This is a genomic window from Streptomyces sp. DH12, assembly GCF_020873895.1.
Taxonomy (GTDB): domain Bacteria; phylum Actinomycetota; class Actinomycetes; order Streptomycetales; family Streptomycetaceae; genus Streptomyces.
The window spans coordinates 1-17373 of record NZ_JAHWGT010000063.1; the positions used below are offsets into that span (position 1 = coordinate 1).

Here is a 17373-nt window from a genome sequence, read left to right on the forward strand (position 1 = left end):
GTGTACCTCACCGCCCACCGCCCGCCGGCCCTCACCCTCAACCGCCGGCCCCTTTCCGCGGTGGGCCCCACCGCCCGCCCGCGCCCGACCCCGTGCCCCGACCCCCGGGCGTACCCCACCCGGCCCGCCGCCCGCGGCCCTCACCCTCGGCCGCCGGTCCCGTTCCGCGGCGGACACCCCCACCGCCCGCCCGCGTCCGACCCCGCGCCCCAAGCCCCCGGGTGTAGCCGGCCCGGCCCACCGCCCGCCCGCGCCCCCAAGGACCCGGGTGTACCCCACCGCCCACCGCGCCCTCGGCCGCCGGCCCCTGCTACCCGGCGGACCCGACCGCCCAGCCCGCCCCGCCGCACCCTCGCCCCCACTGCCCGGTCACCGCTGGCGGGTCGGCGCGATGCCTGGTCGACTGGGACCCATGAGCGACGAGCCTGGCCGGATCATGGCGGGGGAGATGGCGGAGCAGCCCGCCGTGCTGCGCCGCATCCTGGAGCGCGGGGCGCCGCAGATCCAGGCCGTCGCACGGGCAGTCGCCGCGCGCGGACCCCGCTTCGTGCTGCTGACCGGACGCGGCACCTCCGACAACGCCGCGCTGTACGCCAAGTACCTGCTGGAGATCCGCCTCGGTATGCCCTGCGGCCTCACCTCCATGTCGACGACCACGGCCTACGGCGCCCGACCGGACCTGACCGACGTGCTGGTGATCATCGTCAGCCAGTCCGGCGGTTCGCCCGACCTGGTGGCCTCCACCCGGGCGGCCAGGGAGGCCGGCGCGGTCACCCTCGCCGTGACGAACAACCCGGACTCCCCGCTGGCCGCCGTGTCCGAGTACCACGTCGACGTGCTGGCCGGCCCCGAACGGGCGCTGCCCGCCACCAAGACGTACACCGCCTCGCTGCTCGCCCTCTACCTCCTGGTGGAGGGGCTGCGGGGCGGTGACGGCGCCGCCGCGCACGCCCTGCCCGACATCGCCGAGCGGATCCTCGCCCGCCGCGACGAGGTGCGCACCCTCGCCGCGCGCTACCGCTTCGCCGAGCGGATGGTGCTCACCTCCCGTGGTTACGGCTACCCGACGGCCCGCGAGGCCGCCCTGAAGCTGATGGAGACCAGTTACGTCCCGGCGCTCGCCTACTCCGGAGCCGACCTGCTGCACGGGCCGCTGGCCATGGTCGACAACGTGTCGCCGGTCATCGCGGTGGTCACCGAGGGCCGCGGTGGCGAGGCGCTGCAACCGGTGCTGGACCGGCTGCGCGGCCGGGGCGCCGACCTGTTCGTCGTCGGCCCGCGGGCGCAGGTGGAGGCGGCCTCGGCCGGCTTCGTCCTGCCGGTCGACGGCGTGCCGGAGGAACTCCAGCCGGTCCTGGAGATCCTGCCGCTGCAGCAGCTCGCCTACGAGGTGACCATCGCGCGGGGCCAGGACCCGGACGCGCCGAGGGCTCTCGCGAAGGTCACCGAGACGCGCTGACGCGGGAAGCCGCCGACGGCCACCGCGCGGGCCACCGCACGGGCCGCCCCAGTCGGCACGGCCCGCGCCGCCGACGAGGACGCCCCTGTGCCGGTCGCGTCGGGCACGCAGCCCACGGCGGCCGCGACGGTGAGCCGTCGACCGGGGCACCCCTACGGCATCGAGCCGTTCGTCGCGTCGATCCAGTGGCCGGTGACCGCCCGCGCGTCGTCCGACGCCAGGAACGCCACCACGTCGGCTATGTCCGACGGTCGGCCCACCTTGCCCAGGGCGGAGATGGCCGCCGCCCCGGCCCACGCCTCGTCGCTCTCCCGCAGCCAGCCGGCGTTGATGTCCGTGTCGACGATGCCGGGCGCCACGGTGTTGACGGTGATGCCCCGCTTGCCGAGGACCTTCGACAGGTAGGAGGTGAACAGGTCCAGCGCGCCCTTGCTCATCGCGTACGCCATGTGCTCCGGCATCAGGGCCGCCCGCGACAGGCCGGTGGAGACGTTGACGACCCGGCCGCCGTCGCGCAGCCGGCCGAGCCCGGCCTGCGTCACGAAGAACGGCGCCTTGGTGTTGACCGCGAAGAGCCTGTCGTACGCCTCCTCCTCCACCTCGCCGAAGGCCGCCGGCGCCGCGATGCCCGCGTTGTTCACGAGGATGTCCAGCCCGTCCGCGTGCCGGTCGAACTCCGTCCACAGGCCCTCGGCGTCCCCCGGCACGCCCAGTTCCTGCCGGATCGCGAACGCCGAACCGCCGGCCGTCTCGATCGCGGTGACGGTCTCCTTGGCGGCGGTCTCGTTCGCCCCGTAGTGCACGCCGACCCGCGCGCCCTCCCGGCCGAGGCGTTCGGCCACGGCCCGCCCGATGCCCCTGCTGCCGCCCGTGACCAATGCCGTCCTGCCCGTGAGCGTGCCCATGGAAGGCGCCCCCCTTTTTCTCTAGTGAGCGTTACAGAAAGAACCGTAGCACCATTCCCTAGTGGGCGCTATAAAATGGCGCCATGGCGACGACGCAGCGCGGCAGGCCCCGCTCCTTCGACCGGGCGACGGCCCTGGAGCGCGCCACGATGGCCTTCTGGGAGCACGGGTACGAGACGACCTCGGTCGCGGAATTGACGCGGGCGATGGGCATCGGCGCGCCGAGCCTGTACGCCGCCTTCGGCGACAAGCGGTCCCTCTTCGAGGAGGTCGTGACCGGGTACGTCCGGTCGCACGGCTCCTTCGGGGCGCGCGCGCTCGACGCCGAACCCACCGCGCGCGCCGGGATAGGGCGGATGCTGCGGGAGGCGGCGAGCGAGTTCACCGACCCGGCGCATCCACGCGGCTGCCTGGTGATCTCCGCCGCGGCCAACTGCGCCACCCCCGACGTGGCCGACTCGCTGCGCGACCGGCGCAACGCCAACCTGGCCGGCATGGAGGCGCGCATCCGCGCGGACGTCGAGGCGGGCCTGCTCCCGGCCGGTACGGACGCCCGCGCGCTCGCCCGCTTCAGCGGGGCGGTGCTCCAGGGCATGTCGCAGCAGGCGCGCGACGGCGCGACGCGGGAGGAGCTGGAGGCGGTGGCGGAGGCGGCCATGCGGGCCTGGCCCGAGCAGACGGCCGACGCGGGCCGGACGGCCGACGCGGCCCGGCGGGCCCAGGCGTCCCCGGCGGCCGAAGCGCCCTGACGCGCGGCCCGCACCGTAACGGCCGCGGCCCGCATCGTCCGGGGGCGTAGGCGCGCAGCGTACGGCCCGCGACGGGCGGCCCGCCCGGAGAACGGAACAGGCCCGGGAGGCTCGCACCGGCCCCGGAGACACCCGCGGGCCGCGGCGCCGCGACGGGACCCTCAACCCGTCCGGCACCGCAGCCCGGAGTAGCAGCGGCCGACGGGTGTGCGGTCCCGCGGCCGCGGGTGAGGCGCCGGCGCAGTCAGGGCAGAGAGCGCCGGTACCCCGGTCCACCCTCCTGTGCGGGGAGGGTGGAGGTCTTCACCCGCCATTGTGGACTAGACCATTTGGCGCTGTCCATCCACATGACGGCGGCTTTCCCGGCCCATCCTCCACCACGGACGGGTAAAGCACCAGGTTCGGGCCCCGGGTACGCTCGCGGATGTGCCGTCCATGAACGACCTCGTCCGCCAGCACACCGCCCTCGGCGAGTCCGACCTCGAGTGGCTCCACCTGCTGGTCTCGGAGTGGCAGCTGCTCTCCGACCTGTCCTTCGCCGATCTCGTGCTGTGGGTGCCGACCCGCGACGGGACCCGGTACGTCTCGGTCGCGCAGATGCGCCCCAACACCGGGCCCACCTCCTACCAGGACGACATGGTCGGCCACCTCGTCCCCCGCGGCCGCCGCCCGCTGCTCGACGCCGCTCTCGACGAGGGCCGGATCGTGCGCGAGGGCGACCCGGAGTGGCGGGAGGAGGTGCCCGTGCGCGTCGAGTCGATCCCGGTGCGCCGGGAGGGCCGCGTCCTCGGCGTCATCGCCCGCAACACCAATCTGCTCACCGTCCGTACGCCCTCCCGTCTGGAGCTCACCTACCTCCAGTCCGCCTCGGACCTCGCGCAGATGATCGCCGCGGGCAGCTTCCCGTTCCCGGAGCAGCAGGTCGACATGGACGCGTCGCCGCGCGCCGGCGACGGCCTGATCAGGCTCGACGCCGAGGGCGTCGTGCAGTACGCCTCGCCGAACGCCCTCTCCGCCTACCACCGCCTGGGGCTCGCCGCCGACCTCGTCGGCCAGCACCTCGGCCAGATCACCGCCGAACTCGCGCCCTCCCGCGGCCCCGTCGACGAGGCGCTGGTCAAGCTGGCCAGCGGTTACGCCCCGCGCGAGGCGGAGGTGGAGGGCAACGGCGGCGTGATCCAGCTGCGCGCCATCCCCCTCAAGCCGAAGGGCGCCCGGATCGGTTCGCTCGTCCTCCTCCGCGATGTGACCGAACTCCGGCGCCGCGAAAGGGAGTTGATCACGAAGGACGCGACCATCCGGGAGATCCACCACCGGGTGAAGAACAACCTCCAGACGGTGGCCGCGCTGCTGCGCCTCCAGGCCCGCCGGATGGACTCCGACCAGGGGCGGGAGGCACTGAACGAGGCGGTGCGGCGGGTCGGCTCGATCGCCATCGTCCACGAGACGCTCTCCCAGAATCTCGACGAGCGCGTCGAGTTCGACGACATCGCCGACCGCGTCATCTCGATGGTCGCCGAGATCTCCCCGGGCGGGGTGGTCTGCCGGCGCAACGGCCGCTTCGGCATACTGGACGCCGAGGTCGCCACGCCCCTGTCCATGGTGCTGACCGAGGTCCTCCAAAACGCCCTGGAGCACGCCTTCGCCCCCGGTGAGCAGGGCACCGTCGAGGTGACGGCGGTCCGCGGCGACGGGCGGGTGGCCGAGGCGCGGCTGCTCATCACCGTCCAGGACGACGGTCGCGGCCTGCCTCCCGGCTTCGATCCGCAGCGCACCGGGAACCTCGGCCTCCAGATCGTCCGCACCCTGGTGGAGGGGGAGTTGGGCGGTACGTTCGACATGCGCCCGGCCCCGGAGCGCGGTACGCGCGTCGTGCTCGACGTGCCGGTCCGCGCCCACAAGTAGCCCCGCCGGCCCGGTGGGCGCGCGAGGCGGCGCCCACTCTGCGTCACCGTCACCGCTGTCGGCTTCACCGCCGGCGCCCGACGCGGGCTCGGTGGTGTGCGGGCACAGCAGCGAGCCCCGGTCCGTGTAGGCACGGTCCGGGGCTCGAACGCTGTGGGTTACTGCTGCGCGCTGCTACTCGGGAGGCGCGGTGGCGGTGCTCAGGCGCTGGCGTTGCGCGCCCGGTTACGGGCGGCGCGGCGCTTCATCGCGCGGCGCTCGTCCTCGCTGAGGCCACCCCAGACGCCGGAGTCCTGACCGGACTCGAGCGCCCACTGCAGGCACTGCTCCATCACGGGGCAGCGTCGGCAGACGGCCTTGGCTTCCTCGATCTGCAGCAGCGCAGGACCGGTGTTGCCGATGGGGAAGAACAGCTCGGGGTCTTCCTCACGACAAACGGCGTTGTGACGCCAGTCCATGGCTGCTACCTCTCCTTGGTGTTGCATGCAAGTTGCTTGTGAATGTGAACGCTTTCACGAATCCCCCCACAAGGGAAGGGCCGACGGCCAGACGAACTGGTGTGGTCCTGGACTGAGGAGGGGTTCTGGCTTTCAGTGGAGTGCCGGTGTTGCGGGCTGTCCCGATCGCCACGTAGAGACTCGCAAACCTCGGCGGCGGATACAACCCCTTCCGGAAAGTTTTTTTTGATTCCTCGGTGTCGGCTAGGTCACAGCCGTACTTCTATGGGGTGGACCCCAGCCCATACGTTCGAGATAAAGGGCCAAGGGCCCTTCCACTCACACAATCACACCCAGTGCTCGGCGAACGCCTGTGAACGTCACGCTCGTGCGGAGCCCCAGGTGGTCTCCGTCCATCTGGAACGGGAGCGGCACCTTCGAATGCAAGGCGAAGTCCGTCTGGTCGTGCAAGGTCACCGCGTGCTTGCCGTGCGGGCCGCGCTCCGGCGTCGAGGTCAGCAGCTGGGTGGCGTACCGGGCGACGGCGGCCGTCGACAGCCGGCTCAGGGCGAGCACGTCGAGCGCCGTGTCGAAGGACGCCTCCGGTGAGGCGTACACCGGACGGTTGCCCAGGTACGTCCACGGTGAGGTGTTGCAGACTATCGACAGCACCAGCTCCCGCACGGGGTCGTGCCCCGGCCGCTCCAGGGTGATCGTGCCGTGCCGGCGGTGCGGGTCGTCCAGCAGCTGGCGGACCACCTGCCGCAGGTACAGCGCGTGCGTCGACCGCTTGCCCCGCTCCCGCTGCTGTTCGACGCGGCCGACCACCCCGGCGTCGAAGCCGAGGCCCGCGCAGAAGGTGAACCAGCGAGGCGGGACCGCCTCGTCCTCCGTACCCGGCGTGCCGGCCGCCAGCCCGAGGCCGACCGTACGGCTGCGGCGCTCGGCCAGCGCGTCCAGGATGGCGCCGGTCGCCTCGACGGCGTCGTTGGGCAGGCCCAGCGCACGGGCGAAGACGTTCGTCGACCCGCCCGGCACCACCGCGAGCCGCGGCAGCCGGTCCGGGTCCGGGCCCCGGTGCAGCAGGCCGTTGACAACCTCGTTGACCGTGCCGTCCCCGCCGAGCGCCACGACGAGGTCCACGTCGTCGGAGTCGGCCGCCCGCCGGGCCAGGTCCCGGGCGTGGCCCCGGTACTCCGTCGTCACCGCGTCCAGCTTCATCTCGCTGGCCAGGGCGTGGATCAGTACGTCACGGGTGCGGGCACTCGTGGTGGTGGCTGCCGGGTTGACCACGAGGAGTGCGCGCATGCCCGCCAGGTTACCTACCGCGCGGTACCGCGCCCAGGGGGGCCGGGGGCGGGCGGCTACCCTGCTGGGGTGAGCAGCAGCGAACAGCACCCCGCCCCCCGGACCCGTCCCACCCGCGTGACGGCCGCCGCCGCGGTGGCCGGCCTGGAGGCGCTGGCCCTCTTCGCCGGGGGCGTCTACGTCCTCGTGAACACCCTGACCGGCACGCCCGACGGCGTCACCCAGGCCCTCACCGGCGGCGCGACCCTCGTCGCGCTCGGCCTCATCCCGCTGCTCGCCGCGCGGGGGCTGCTGCGCTGCCGCAGCTGGAGCCGGGGGCCGGCGATCGTCACGCAGATCATGGCGCTGCCCGTCGCCTACACCCTGCTCACGGCGACCGGCGCGGCGATCCCGGCGGGCATCGCGCTGGCCGCGGCGGCGATCACCGGGCTGGTCTGCCTCGTGCACCCCGCGACGACCCAGGCCCTCGGCATCGGCCGCGGCAGCGCCTGAGCCCCTCGCGCACCCGCGCCGCCCGAGCACCCGCGCAGCGGTACCGTCCGGCCACCCGCGCCGCCCGGCGCGCGAACGGAGCCCCGGGCGGGCCCCGGCGGTCCGCCGCCCCGCACGGCCACGGACGCCACGCACGTCACGGCGGTGCGGGCGGTGCGGGGCGGTGCCGGGCGGCTACTCCTCGACCAGCAGCTTCTCGCGCAGCTGCGCCAGCGTCCGGGCCAGCAGCCGGGACACGTGCATCTGGGAGATGCCGACCTCCTGCGCGATCTGCGACTGGGTCATGTTCCCGAAGAACCGCAGCAGCAGGATCCGCTTCTCGCGCGGGGGCAGGTCCTCCAGCAGCGGCTTCAGCGACTCCCGGTACTCGACCCCCTCCAGCGCCTCGTCCTCGGCGCCCAGCGTGTCCGCGACGGCCGGCGACTCGTCGTCCGTGTCGGGGACGTCCAGGGAGAGCGTCGAGTAGGCGTTGGCGGACTCCAGTCCCTCCAGCACCTCCTCCTCCGAGATGCCGAGCTTCTCGGCCAGCTCGTGCACCGTGGGGGAGCGCCCGTGCAGCTGGGACAGCTCCGCCGTCGCCGTGGTGAGGGAGAGGCGCAGCTCCTGGAGGCGGCGGGGCACCCGCACCGCCCAGCCCTTGTCGCGGAAGTGGCGCTTGATCTCGCCCACGACCGTCGGCGTCGCGTACGTCGAGAACTCGACGCCCCGCTCCGGGTCGAAGCGGTCCACCGACTTGATCAGGCCGATGGTCGCGACCTGCGTCAGGTCGTCCAGCGGCTCGCCGCGGTTGCGGAAGCGGCGGGCCAGGTGCTCGACCAGCGGCAGGTGCATGCGGACGAGCTGGTTGCGCAGCTCCGCCCGCTCCGGGGAGCCGTCCGGCAGGTCGCGCAGCCGGACGAACATCGCCTTCGCCCCGCTGCGGTCCTGCGGGTCGTGCTGGGTCCTCTTCCGCCGCTCGTGCTCGTGTTCGCTCATCTTGGCCGCCCGCTCTGCCCGCGCCTGCTCCGGCGCCTCCACCAGACCGTCCACCGGGTGCGGCCGCGCCTGCTGTTCCGGGATGCCCTCGATGCCCTCCGCCGCGCTGAAGGCCCGGGGGCCGCGCTCCTCGTTCCGCACCGGACCGTCCCCGTCCCTCACGCCGGCCCGGGTCCCGCGCCGCGCTGTTTGTACAGGCTGATCGAGACCGTGCGGTCGTCCGCCACCGAGGAGTCCACCTTGCCCGCCAGGGCGGACAGCACCGTCCAGGCGAAGGTGTCCCGCTCCGGCGCGCGACCGTCGGTCGTGGGCGCCGACACCGTGACCTCCAGGGAGTCGTCGATCAGCCGGAAGACGCAGCTGAGGACGGAGCCGGCGACGGCCTGTTGCAGCAGGATCGCGCACGCCTCGTCCACCGCGATGCGCAGGTCCTCGATCTCGTCGAGGGTGAAGTCCAAACGCGCCGCCAGGCCGGCCGTGGCCGTACGCAACACGGACAGGTAGGCACCCGCAGCGGGCAGCCGGACTTCCACGAAGTCCTGGGTCCCGGGCTCGCCTGCGATCTGGGACACCCTCACCTCCAAGGTGGCACAAACTCGTTCGGGAACCGGAGGTGGAAGATCCCCCCGGAACCGTGCGGTACGCAGGAATGCGTAGTCGCGGTGACGCTATCGCGATCCATGGTGCCGTGTCGCCGGGGCCCCCGGGTCCGACGGCTGTCACTCATGGTAAGCACATGAGTACGGACAGTGGCTAGTGTTCTGCGGCGGCCAATCCGGAGAATCCGGCGGAGGGTTGACGTACCCAGGTGCCGGGGTGTCGAACCGTCGCGTTCTCAGCCGGGGTCGCCCCCGGCCGGTTCCGGGCGGCCCGTCACCACCGCGGCCACGGTCGTACCCGGCGCGAAGGCGCCCTCCTCCGCCAGGGTGACCAGCGCGTACAGCATCTTGGCGACGTACACGCGTTCCACCGCCAACCCGTGCCGCGCCCCGAAGTCCTCGGCGAACTCCTCCAGCGCCGGGCCGCCGCGGGCGTACCCGCCGAAGTGGAAGCGCTCGTCCAGCTCCCAGCGGCCGGCCGGCCCGCCGAAGGCCCGCTCCTGCAGGTCCCGTACCGCGTCGCCCAGGAAGCCGCCCCGCAGCACCGGCACGCCCAGCGCGCGCTGCCGCGGCCCGAGGCCCGCCGCCAGCCCGGCCAGGGTCCCGCCGGTGCCGCACGCCACCGCCACGACGTCCGCCCGGCCGCGCAGCTCCCCGCCCAGCGCCGCGCAGCCGCGCACCGCCGCCGCGTTGCTGCCGCCCTCCGGGACGACCACCGCGCCCTCGGGCGCGTCCCGCAGCAGCCGCGCCAGCACCGCCGGGTCGTCCTTGGCTCGGTACGTCGCCCGGTCGACGAAGACCAGGCGCATCCCGTCCGCCGCGCACCGCTCCAGCGACGGGTTCAGCGGCCGGCCGGCCAGCTCGTCGCCCCGCACGACACCGACCGTCGGGAAGCCGAGCAGCCGCCCGGCCGCCGCGGTCGCGCGCAGGTGGTTGGAGTAGGCACCGCCGAAGGTCAGCACCGGGCGTCCGGCCGCCGCGGCCAGGTTCGGGGCGAGCTTGCGCCACTTGTTGCCCACCAGGTCCGGGTGGACGAGGTCGTCCCGCTTGAGCAGCAGCCGCAGGCCGCGCCGGGTGAACCGGTCGTCGTCGGCCGGCAGCAGCGGGGAGGGCAGCCGCGGCTCCAGGGCGGCGGCGGGATCGCGGGACGTCACCCGCCCATTGTGCGGCCCCGTCACCCGCCCGAGTCGAAAATGATCTGTAGCTGCCCAGCCTTATCTTCATCCAGTCCCACTCATTTGTGTAATGGCGTACTCACGCCACGTGCTGAAAGGCTTCTGCCGCAGGTCCGTTCAGAAAGATCGAGAGGGACGTCCATGTCGGTTGGTTCGGTTGGTTCGGTCGGCGACGAGGTGCGGGCGGAGCAGGTGCCTCCGCAGCAGAGCCTCGGCACCGCGGCGGCGCGGAACCTGGCCACCACCACCAAGTCAGCACCCCAGATGCAGGAGATCACCTCCCGGTGGCTCCTGAAGATGCTGCCGTGGGTGCAGGTGCAGGGCGGCGCCTACCGGGTGAACCGGAGGCTCACCTACGCCGTCGGCGACGGGCGCGTGACCTTCGTGCAGACCGGCGGACGGGTCGAGGTGATCCCGGCCGAGCTGTGCGAGCTGCCGCCTTTGCGCGGGTACGACGACCAGGCCGCCCTCACGGAGCTCGCCCAGCGCTGCTCCCAGCGCGACGTCGCCCCCGGTGACGTCATCGTCGAGGCCGGCACGCCCGCGGACCGGGTCTTCCTCCTCGCGCACGGCAAGGTCGAGCAGGTCGGCACGGGCCCCTACGGCGACGAGGCCGTCGTCGACGTCCTGGCCGACGGCGCGTACTTCGGCGACGGCGCCCTCCTCGACGGCGAGTGCACCTGGGAGCACACCCACCGGGCCGCCACGGCCTGCGTGCTGCTGGAGCTGACCCGCGCCGACGTCCTCAACCTGGCCGAGCGCGCCGACTCCCTCTCCGCCCACCTCGCCGGGATGGCGTCCATCCCGCACCAGCGGACCAACCGGCACGGCGAGAAGGCGATCGACCTCTCCTCCGGCCACAGCGGCGAGCCGGTCATCCCGCACACCTACGTCGACTACGACCCGGCCCCGCGCGAGTACGAGCTGAGCGTCGCGCAGACGGTGCTGAAGGTCCACACCCGCGTCGCCGACCTCTACAACCAGCCGATGAACCAGACCGAGCAGCAGCTGCGGCTGACGGTCGAGGCGCTGCGCGAGCGCCAGGAGCACGAGCTCATCAACAACCGCGAGTTCGGCCTGCTCTCCAACGCCGACTACGGCCAGCGGATCCAGCCGCACGACGGGGTGCCCGGCCCGGACGACATGGACGAGCTGCTCTCCCGCCGCCGGGGCAGCAAGCTCTTCCTCGCCCACCCCAAGGCCATCGCCGCCTTCGGCCGCGAGTGCAACCGGCGCGGGCTGGTGCCCGAGACCATCGACGTCGGCGGCCACCGCATCCCGACCTGGCGCGGCGTTCCCATCTACCCCTGCAACAAGATCCCGATCAGCGACGCTCGGACCACCTCCATCCTGTGCCTGCGCACCGGGGAGGCGGACCAGGGCGTGATCGGTCTGCACCAGACCGGCATCCCGGACGAGATCGAGCCGAGTATGTCGGTGCGGTTCATGGGTATCGACGAACAGGCCATCATCTCGTACCTGGTCACGGCGTACTACTCCGCCGCCATCCTCGTGCCCGACGCCCTGGGCGTCCTGGAGAACGTCGAAGTCAGCCGCTGGAGGTGAGGACCGGGTACGGGCGGGGGCGCCCTGCACCGGCGCCCCCGCCCGTACCCCTGCCCGGAAACAGGACGCACGCTCCAGGAGCGGAGGAGGAACCGTGACGATGACCCACACGGACGGGACCGGCACCCGGCACGAGGGCGACGGCCGGGACGCGGTCGCGCTCCTCGACCGCACCCATGCCGCCGTCACCCCCCGGCTGCGTGCCGGCCTGGACTCGCTGCCCGGCCCGCTGCGGCGGGTGGCCATGTACCACTTCGGCTGGGAGCACGCCGACGGGACGCCCGCCTCCGGCCGCCCCGGCAAGGCGATCCGCCCGGCCCTCGTCCTGGCCTCGGCCCGCGCGCTCGGCGGGGACCCGGCCGTCGCCGTGGGGGCGGCCGCCGCCGTGGAGCTGGTGCACAACTTCACGCTGCTCCACGACGACATCGTCGACGAGGACCGCACCCGCAGGGACCGGCCCACCGCCTGGACGGTGTTCGGCGTGCCCGACGCCCTCGTCGCCGGGGACGCGCTGCAGGCCCTGGCCCTGGGCGCGCTCGTCGCCGAGGGGCACCCCGCCGCGCCCGCGGCGGCGGCCCGGCTCGGCGCCTGCGTGGTCGAGCTGTGCGCCGGCCAGCAGGCGGACTGCGCCTTCGAGGAGCGCGGCCCGCTCGACGTGTCGCTCGACGAGTGCCTGTCGATGGCGGAGGCCAAGACGGGGGCGCTGCTCGGCTGCTCCTGCGCGCTCGGCGCCCTGTACGCGGGCGCGGGCGAGGCGGAGGTCGCGGCGATGGACGCGTTCGGCCGGCAGGCCGGGCTGGCGTTCCAGCTGATCGACGACCTCATCGGCATCTGGGGCGACCCGCGGCACACCGGCAAGCCGGCCGGTGCGGACCTGGTCGCGCTGAAGAAGTCGCTGCCCGTCGTGGCCGCGCTCACCTCCGGCACGGCGGAGGGCGCGGAGCTGGCCGAGCTGTACCGGCGGCCCGCGCCGACCGAGGAGCACGTGGCCCGCGCGGCCCGGGCCGTGGAGCGGGCCGGCGGGCGGGACTGGGCCCAGGCGGAGGCCGCCGACCGGATGGCGCGGGCGGTCGACGAGCTGTCCCGCGCGGTGCCCGACCTGACGGCGGCCGGCGAGCTGCTGTCGCTGGCGGAGTTCGTCACCCGGCGCTCGTACTGAGCCCCACGGGCGGCCGGGGCGGGTCGCGCGGCCGGTTGCGCGGCCCGGCGGTCCGGCCGGCGGGGGTTCCGGGAGCGCGGCCGGCGGGGTACCGGGCGGGCCGCCGCCCGGGGACGAGCCGGGCAACAGCGCCGAGATCGGCCGAACTCCGGCCCGGAGGGTGTCCGGCGTCACGCCGGAGGCGGCCGTACCGCTACAGTCCGCGCCATGTCATCGGAGTCGACTGAAGTCTGGACCGGTTGGTACCGGGACCGCCGGGGTGCGGAATCGATCGTCGTCACGTCGGAGGGCCGGGGCGTCAGCACCCGCATCAGGGGCGTGCTGTACGGCGGCGGCTTCGCCGCGCTGCGGGCGGCGGAGGAGAACGGCGGCCTGCCACTGGCGGGCTGCGTGCTGGAGTGGGACCTCCCGCTGCCGGTCGTCACCGACGGTGCGGCTCGACAAGCCACCCTCAGCTGCCTGTTGGCGCTCGGTGAGGCACTGCCCGACGGCTCGCCCGAGCGGGTGGACCTCCAACTCACCCTGCACTGCGGCGGAGCGGCGTACGAGTCGGGTGTCACCGGGGGCGACTTCGAGCAGGCCCTCGACCGGATCCTGCGGCAGCTGCCCCCCGGCACGCGGTTCGCCCGCGACCTGCTCCAGGCGGCCTGAGCCCTCCCCGCACCCCCGGCGACCGCGTGCGGACGCGCCGACGCCCCGCGGTCCTCCCGCGGGGCGCCGGCGCGTACGGCCCGGACCGCGTGCCCACGGCCCCGGTCGGGCGCGCGCGGTCCGGTCGGGGGCGTACGGCCCCGGTCGGGTGCGTACGGCCCGGGTCGGGTCAGGACACGCGGGCGACGGCCGCGGCCAGGCCGTTGCGCCACAGCGAGTCGACCCGGGAGCGCTCCTGCGCGTTCGGGGTCGCGTTCTGGCAGGACGGGCCGGGCCCACCGCCCGACATCAGCTCGCTGCACGGGCCCGAGTAGCGGTCCGGCAGGCCGAGCACGTGCCCCGTCTCGTGGGACGTGACCCGGGTGGAGTTGTACGTCTGGTTCTGCCGGTAGTCGAGGAAGATGTAGCCGCGGCCGCGGCCGTCGGTGCTGGCGTACGAGCCGCGCGCGTCGTTGCCCTCGTAGTACCGGAAGTCGGGGTTGCTGCCCTCCTGCAGCCGCACGTTGACGACCGAGCTGTTCCAGATCTGCGTCGAGCGGGCTATCTGCGTGCGGAAGGTCGGGGCGTTGGCCGCCGAGTACACGACCGTGACCGCCTGCGTGCCGGGGGTCGCGGCCCGCTTGCGCGCCACGGAGTCCATGACCGCCTCGAAGAAGGCGCGGTTGGCCGCGGCCTCCTCCGACGAACCGGCGTACGCGGCGTACGGGGCGCCCGCGGCGCTCCGGTCGGCGGCCGGGGCGACGGGCGCCTGCGCGGCGGCGGTGGTCGCGGCGGGCACGGCGGCGAGAGCGGCGGCGACGCTCAGCGCGGCGGCCAGCACGGCCCTGGGGTGCTTCATGGGGGGCTCCTACTCGTCCTGAACGGTTGGGGGGACGCGTTCGGTTGGACGAAAGTGTCGGGGAGCCCCCGGTGCCCGCGGATGATGTCAGAGGGCGATAGCACGGCCGCATCACCCTCGACAACTCCCTTCAGGCTGGGGGAAATTCACGGGCTCACGGTGTCTGGTGCGGTGCGTGGTGAGCGCCCTACGCTCGGGACATGGAGCTGGAGGTGAGGCACCTGCGGGCGCTGTGCGCCATCGCCGACACGGGCAGCCTGCACAAGGCCGCCCGGCTCCTGGGCATGAGCCAGCCCTCGCTCACCACCCAGCTGCGCCGCATCGAGCAGGCGCTCGGCGCGGAGCTGTTCACCCGCGGCCGCACCGGCTGCCGGCCGACCCCCCTGGGCCGGGCCGTGCTGAGCCGCGCCCGCCCGCTGGTCGCCCAGATGGCGCTCCTCGTCGGGGAGGCACGCGCGGCCGCCGCCCGCGCCGACGGGGCCCGGCTGCGCATCGGCTCCACCGCCAGCCGCGCCCTCGCCGGCTGGCTGCGGCGGCTGCGGCAGCGGCTGCCCGGCACGGACATCACCCTGCACATGGACGTCTCCGCCAACGCCCTGCTGCGCGCCCTGGCCGCCGGCCAGCTCGACGTGGCCTTCGTGCACGAGGTCGAGGGCTGCCCGCTGCGCGTCCCCGACGGGCTGGAGCGGCGCGTACTCGTCGAGCGGGAGCCGCAGTTCGTCTCCATGGCCCGCGACCACCCGGCCGCCGCCGCGGCCGTCGTCGACATCGCCGACCTGGCGGAGGACCGCTGGATGGTCGACCCGACCGTCGACGGGGAGTGGGACGGGCTGCGCCGCGTCCTGGGCGCCGCCGGCATCGACCCGCCGCTGATGCACGCCGACTACCACACGGCGGCGTCCCTCATCGTCGTCGGCGAGGCCGTCGCCCCCTGCCAGCCCACCTCCGGCCCGCGCGACGACATGGCGATCCGCCCGCTGCGGGACGACCCCCTCGCCGTACGGCTGCTGCTCTACCACCGGCGGGGCGACGACGGCGCCGCCCTGTACGGGACGGCCTACGCCGCGCTCGCCGCCGCCTACCGCGAGGCGGCCCTGCGCACCTCCGCGTACCGCCACTGGCTCCTCCGCCACGGCACCCCCCTGCCGTGCCCCGGCTGACCCCCACCGACAGCCGCACACGGCCCGAGCGGCGCCCCGCCCCCGCGCAAATGCCCGCACCCGGCCCCGCGGCCGCCGGGTGGGCGGGCGCGGGACCGGGTGCGGGGGTGTCCGGCCGGTGGACGGGTGCCACCGGCCGGACGTGGCCGGACCGGTCGGGTCAGGCCTTCTTCGTCTCCCAGAAGATCTTGTCGATCTGGGCGATGTAGTCCAGGGCCTTCTGGCCCGTCGCCGGGTCGGTCGACGCCTTGGCGGCCGAGAGGGCCTTCAAGGTGTCGTTGACCAGCTGGTGCAGCTCCGGGTACTTCTCGAAGTGCGGCGGCTTGAAGTAGTCGCTCCACAGCACGGAGACGTGGTGCTTCGCCAGCTCGGCGCGCTGCTCCTTGATGACCGTGGCGCGGGCCTGGAAGTGCGGGTCGTCGTTCGCGGCCATCTTGTCCTGGACGGCCTTGACCGACTCGGCCTCGATGCGGGCCTGGGCCGGGTCGTACACGCCGCACGGCAGGTCGCAGTGGGCGCTGACCTTCACCTTGGGGGCGAACAGGCGGGAGAGCATGCTGCTGTCCTTCCTCGTGATCGTCTTCTCAAGGTGGGACATTACTCGGTGACAGGCCGGTTTTCGCGGGCAGCCCCCGGGGCTTAGGACGAAAGTCCAGGGGGATCATGGGACTCGTGGAGGAACCGCGCGCACGACGCCCGGCAGGTGGTGGAGGAAGATGACGGACCGAGGGCGCGGGCCCCTGCTCCCGTACGGGGTCGCCGAGGTGACGGGGCCGTCCATGGTGCCCACGCTGCGCCACGGCGACCGGTTGCTGGTGCGGTACGGGGCCCCGCCGCGCGCGGGCGCCGTGGCCGTGCTGCGCCATCCGCTCCAGCAGGACCTGCTGCTCGTGAAGCGGCTCGTCGAGCTGCGGGACGGCGGCTGGTGGGTGCTGGGCGACAACACCGGCGCGGAGGCCGTCGACAGCAGGGCGTTCGGGGAGGTCCCCGCCGACCTCGTGCTGGGCCTGGCGCGGGTGCGGTACCGGGGGATGCGCCCGGGGCGTCAGCGCTCGCTCGGCGCCGTGCTGGCGTGGCTCGTCTCGGCGGTGCGGCCGGTGTCGGCCGACCGCTCGCTCTCCAGGCGCTTGCGGGCCCGGTAGGCGGCCACGTTCGCGCGGGTGGCGCAGCGGTCGGAGCAGTAGCGGCGGGAGCGGTTGGTGGACGTGTCCAGGTAGGCGTTGCGGCAGGGGGCCGCCTGGCACAGGCCGAGCCGGTCGGCGCCGAACTCGGTGAGGTGGAAGGCGAGTCCCATGGCGGCGATCGCGGCGTACCCGGCGGTCGCGTTCGACGGGTGCTCGGCGAGGTGCATGTGCCAGCGCGGCCGGCCCTCGTCGTCCAACTGGTCGTGGCCGGAGATCTGCGGGCTCACGGGGAACTCCAGCAGCAGTGAGTTCAGCAGGTCCACGGCGCGTGCCTGATCGCCCTCGTCGGCGGCGGTGAAGACCGCCCGCAGCCGCGCCCGCACCGAGCGGAACCGGGTGACGTCCGCGTCGGTCACGCGCCGCGCCATCTGCGTCATCCCGACGAACAGCTCCCGCACCGCCTCGACGGAGGTGAGCGCGTCCTTGCCGCGCGCCGGCTCCTCGGTGTTCACCAGCTGCACGGCGTAGTCCGAGTAATAGGCCAGTTCCACTTGTCGTCCTTACAAGAGCGGTCCGGGGAGTCGACGGACCCAGCGTAAGGGATAAGGTCCGAAAGGGATTATTACCGCAGATGGCCGCTCCGGTCGTGGAAACGGATCGGCGGGCTCCCCTCGGCTGGGGGCGGCCGGGGGTGCGGAGTGGCCTTTCCGGCGGAATTCGGTTGTCCGTCAAGTATTGCGGAAATTCCGGCGGCCGGGTGGAAAATCCACACGCGGTCTTGACGGATTCCGGCGCGTGGGGTAGCGAAACGGCGCCGCCTCGCCCCGCGGCCGAGGTGGAGGGCGAAACGGGGCCGGTCGCCGGATTGCGC

The 17373-nt window shown here is 73.9% G+C and carries 18 protein-coding genes; 9 read left to right on the top strand and 9 right to left on the bottom strand.

What is annotated here, in order from left to right; genetic code table 11:
* The first annotated feature begins 412 nt into the window (after positions 1 to 412).
* The gene (locus LPA54_RS32095) at positions 413 to 1459 is read left to right on the top strand and encodes an SIS domain-containing protein (RefSeq protein ID WP_228984305.1); all 1047 of its coding nucleotides are present in this window, start codon (positions 413 to 415) and stop codon (positions 1457 to 1459) included.
* A gap of 152 nt (positions 1460 to 1611) precedes the next feature.
* Here LPA54_RS32095 and LPA54_RS32100 read toward each other — a convergent pair whose 3' ends face one another.
* A complete protein-coding gene (locus tag LPA54_RS32100; RefSeq protein WP_228984306.1) occupies positions 1612 to 2364 on the bottom strand; it encodes an SDR family oxidoreductase in 753 nt (250 codons plus the stop codon).
* A gap of 83 nt (positions 2365 to 2447) precedes the next feature.
* On the opposite strand from LPA54_RS32100, the gene LPA54_RS32105 reads away from it, so the two are divergent.
* Positions 2448 to 3113, top strand: a complete 666-nt coding sequence (locus tag LPA54_RS32105; RefSeq protein WP_228984307.1) for a TetR/AcrR family transcriptional regulator — start codon at positions 2448 to 2450, stop codon at positions 3111 to 3113.
* Positions 3114 to 3548: 435 nt separating this feature from the next.
* A complete protein-coding gene (locus tag LPA54_RS32110) occupies positions 3549 to 5018 on the top strand; it encodes a sensor histidine kinase (RefSeq protein ID WP_228984318.1) in 1470 nt (489 codons plus the stop codon).
* A gap of 200 nt (positions 5019 to 5218) precedes the next feature.
* Here the strand turns inward: LPA54_RS32110 and LPA54_RS32115 are convergent, their stop codons facing one another.
* Together LPA54_RS32115 and LPA54_RS32120 are read right to left on the bottom strand one after the other, a co-directional pair.
* Positions 5219 to 5476: a WhiB family transcriptional regulator gene (locus LPA54_RS32115; RefSeq protein ID WP_003953983.1), complete on the bottom strand. Its 258-nt coding sequence runs from the start codon at positions 5474 to 5476 to the stop codon at positions 5219 to 5221.
* A 318-nt stretch (positions 5477 to 5794) separates the two neighbouring features.
* Positions 5795 to 6763, bottom strand: a complete 969-nt coding sequence (locus LPA54_RS32120; RefSeq protein WP_228984308.1) for a diacylglycerol kinase family protein — start codon at positions 6761 to 6763, stop codon at positions 5795 to 5797.
* Positions 6764 to 6832: 69 nt separating this feature from the next.
* Between LPA54_RS32120 and LPA54_RS32125 the strand changes: the two genes are divergently transcribed.
* Positions 6833 to 7255: a hypothetical protein gene (locus LPA54_RS32125; RefSeq protein WP_228984309.1), complete on the top strand. Its 423-nt coding sequence runs from the start codon at positions 6833 to 6835 to the stop codon at positions 7253 to 7255.
* A gap of 174 nt (positions 7256 to 7429) precedes the next feature.
* On the opposite strand, the gene LPA54_RS32130 is transcribed toward LPA54_RS32125, so the two are convergent.
* The 3 genes from LPA54_RS32130 to LPA54_RS32140 all read right to left on the bottom strand — a co-directional run bounded on the left by LPA54_RS32130 (position 7430) and on the right by LPA54_RS32140 (position 9983).
* Complete coding sequence (locus tag LPA54_RS32130) at positions 7430 to 8371, bottom strand: RNA polymerase sigma factor SigF (RefSeq protein ID WP_228984310.1); 942 nt, start codon at positions 8369 to 8371, stop codon at positions 7430 to 7432.
* Positions 8372 to 8388: 17 nt separating this feature from the next.
* Complete coding sequence (locus LPA54_RS32135) at positions 8389 to 8802, bottom strand: anti-sigma regulatory factor (protein WP_028963827.1); 414 nt, start codon at positions 8800 to 8802, stop codon at positions 8389 to 8391.
* A 263-nt stretch (positions 8803 to 9065) separates the two neighbouring features.
* Entirely contained in the window at positions 9066 to 9983 is a 918-nt protein-coding gene (locus LPA54_RS32140; RefSeq protein WP_228984311.1) for a 1-aminocyclopropane-1-carboxylate deaminase/D-cysteine desulfhydrase, read from the bottom strand.
* A gap of 162 nt (positions 9984 to 10145) precedes the next feature.
* Here LPA54_RS32140 and LPA54_RS32145 point away from each other — a divergent pair, with 162 nt between their 5' ends.
* The 3 genes from LPA54_RS32145 to LPA54_RS32155 all read left to right on the top strand — a co-directional run bounded on the left by LPA54_RS32145 (position 10146) and on the right by LPA54_RS32155 (position 13380).
* Entirely contained in the window at positions 10146 to 11570 is a 1425-nt protein-coding gene (locus LPA54_RS32145) for a family 2B encapsulin nanocompartment shell protein (protein ID WP_228984312.1), read from the top strand.
* A gap of 100 nt (positions 11571 to 11670) precedes the next feature.
* A complete protein-coding gene (locus LPA54_RS32150) occupies positions 11671 to 12729 on the top strand; it encodes a family 2 encapsulin nanocompartment cargo protein polyprenyl transferase (RefSeq protein ID WP_228984319.1) in 1059 nt (352 codons plus the stop codon).
* A 207-nt stretch (positions 12730 to 12936) separates the two neighbouring features.
* Entirely contained in the window at positions 12937 to 13380 is a 444-nt protein-coding gene (locus tag LPA54_RS32155) for a DUF6304 family protein (RefSeq protein WP_228984313.1), read from the top strand.
* Between the two features lie 169 nt (positions 13381 to 13549).
* On the opposite strand, the gene snpA is transcribed toward LPA54_RS32155, so the two are convergent.
* Positions 13550 to 14218: a snapalysin gene (gene snpA, locus LPA54_RS32160; RefSeq protein WP_228984314.1), complete on the bottom strand. Its 669-nt coding sequence runs from the start codon at positions 14216 to 14218 to the stop codon at positions 13550 to 13552.
* A gap of 200 nt (positions 14219 to 14418) precedes the next feature.
* Between snpA and LPA54_RS32165 the strand changes: the two genes are divergently transcribed.
* On the top strand, positions 14419 to 15378 hold the full coding sequence (locus tag LPA54_RS32165; RefSeq protein WP_228984315.1) for a LysR family transcriptional regulator: 960 nt from the start codon (positions 14419 to 14421) through the stop codon (positions 15376 to 15378).
* Between the two features lie 160 nt (positions 15379 to 15538).
* Here the strand turns inward: LPA54_RS32165 and sodN are convergent, their stop codons facing one another.
* Positions 15539 to 15934, bottom strand: coding sequence for a superoxide dismutase, Ni (sodN, locus tag LPA54_RS32170; protein ID WP_019075224.1), 396 nt, complete (start codon positions 15932 to 15934; stop codon positions 15539 to 15541).
* A gap of 160 nt (positions 15935 to 16094) precedes the next feature.
* Here sodN and sodX point away from each other — a divergent pair, with 160 nt between their 5' ends.
* A complete protein-coding gene (sodX, locus tag LPA54_RS32175; protein ID WP_228984316.1) occupies positions 16095 to 16520 on the top strand; it encodes a nickel-type superoxide dismutase maturation protease in 426 nt (141 codons plus the stop codon).
* Here sodX and LPA54_RS32180 read toward each other — a convergent pair.
* Positions 16424 to 17053, bottom strand: a complete 630-nt coding sequence (locus LPA54_RS32180) for an ABATE domain-containing protein (protein WP_228984317.1) — start codon at positions 17051 to 17053, stop codon at positions 16424 to 16426. The two genes, sodX and LPA54_RS32180, sit on opposite strands and share 97 nt — an antisense overlap.
* Between the last annotated feature and the right edge of the window lie 320 nt (positions 17054 to 17373).

Bases quoted from the DNA above. Each gene is read 5' to 3' on its own strand.
- LPA54_RS32095 (WP_228984305.1), top strand. From the start codon at position 413: ATGAGCGACGAGCCTGGCCGGATCATGGCGGGGGAGATGGCGGAGCAG.
- LPA54_RS32100 (WP_228984306.1), bottom strand. From the start codon at position 2,364: ATGGGCACGCTCACGGGCAGGACGGCATTGGTCACGGGCGGCAGCAGG.
- LPA54_RS32105 (WP_228984307.1), top strand. From the start codon at position 2,448: ATGGCGACGACGCAGCGCGGCAGGCCCCGCTCCTTCGACCGGGCGACG.
- LPA54_RS32110 (WP_228984318.1), top strand. From the start codon at position 3,549: ATGAACGACCTCGTCCGCCAGCACACCGCCCTCGGCGAGTCCGACCTC.
- LPA54_RS32115 (WP_003953983.1), bottom strand. From the start codon at position 5,476: ATGGACTGGCGTCACAACGCCGTTTGTCGTGAGGAAGACCCCGAGCTG.
- LPA54_RS32120 (WP_228984308.1), bottom strand. From the start codon at position 6,763: ATGCGCGCACTCCTCGTGGTCAACCCGGCAGCCACCACCACGAGTGCC.
- LPA54_RS32145 (WP_228984312.1), top strand. From the start codon at position 10,146: ATGTCGGTTGGTTCGGTTGGTTCGGTCGGCGACGAGGTGCGGGCGGAG.
- LPA54_RS32150 (WP_228984319.1), top strand. From the start codon at position 11,671: ATGACCCACACGGACGGGACCGGCACCCGGCACGAGGGCGACGGCCGG.
- LPA54_RS32155 (WP_228984313.1), top strand. From the start codon at position 12,937: ATGTCATCGGAGTCGACTGAAGTCTGGACCGGTTGGTACCGGGACCGC.
- snpA (WP_228984314.1), bottom strand. From the start codon at position 14,218: ATGAAGCACCCCAGGGCCGTGCTGGCCGCCGCGCTGAGCGTCGCCGCC.
- LPA54_RS32165 (WP_228984315.1), top strand. From the start codon at position 14,419: ATGGAGCTGGAGGTGAGGCACCTGCGGGCGCTGTGCGCCATCGCCGAC.
- sodN (WP_019075224.1), bottom strand. From the start codon at position 15,934: ATGCTCTCCCGCCTGTTCGCCCCCAAGGTGAAGGTCAGCGCCCACTGC.
- sodX (WP_228984316.1), top strand. From the start codon at position 16,095: ATGACGGACCGAGGGCGCGGGCCCCTGCTCCCGTACGGGGTCGCCGAG.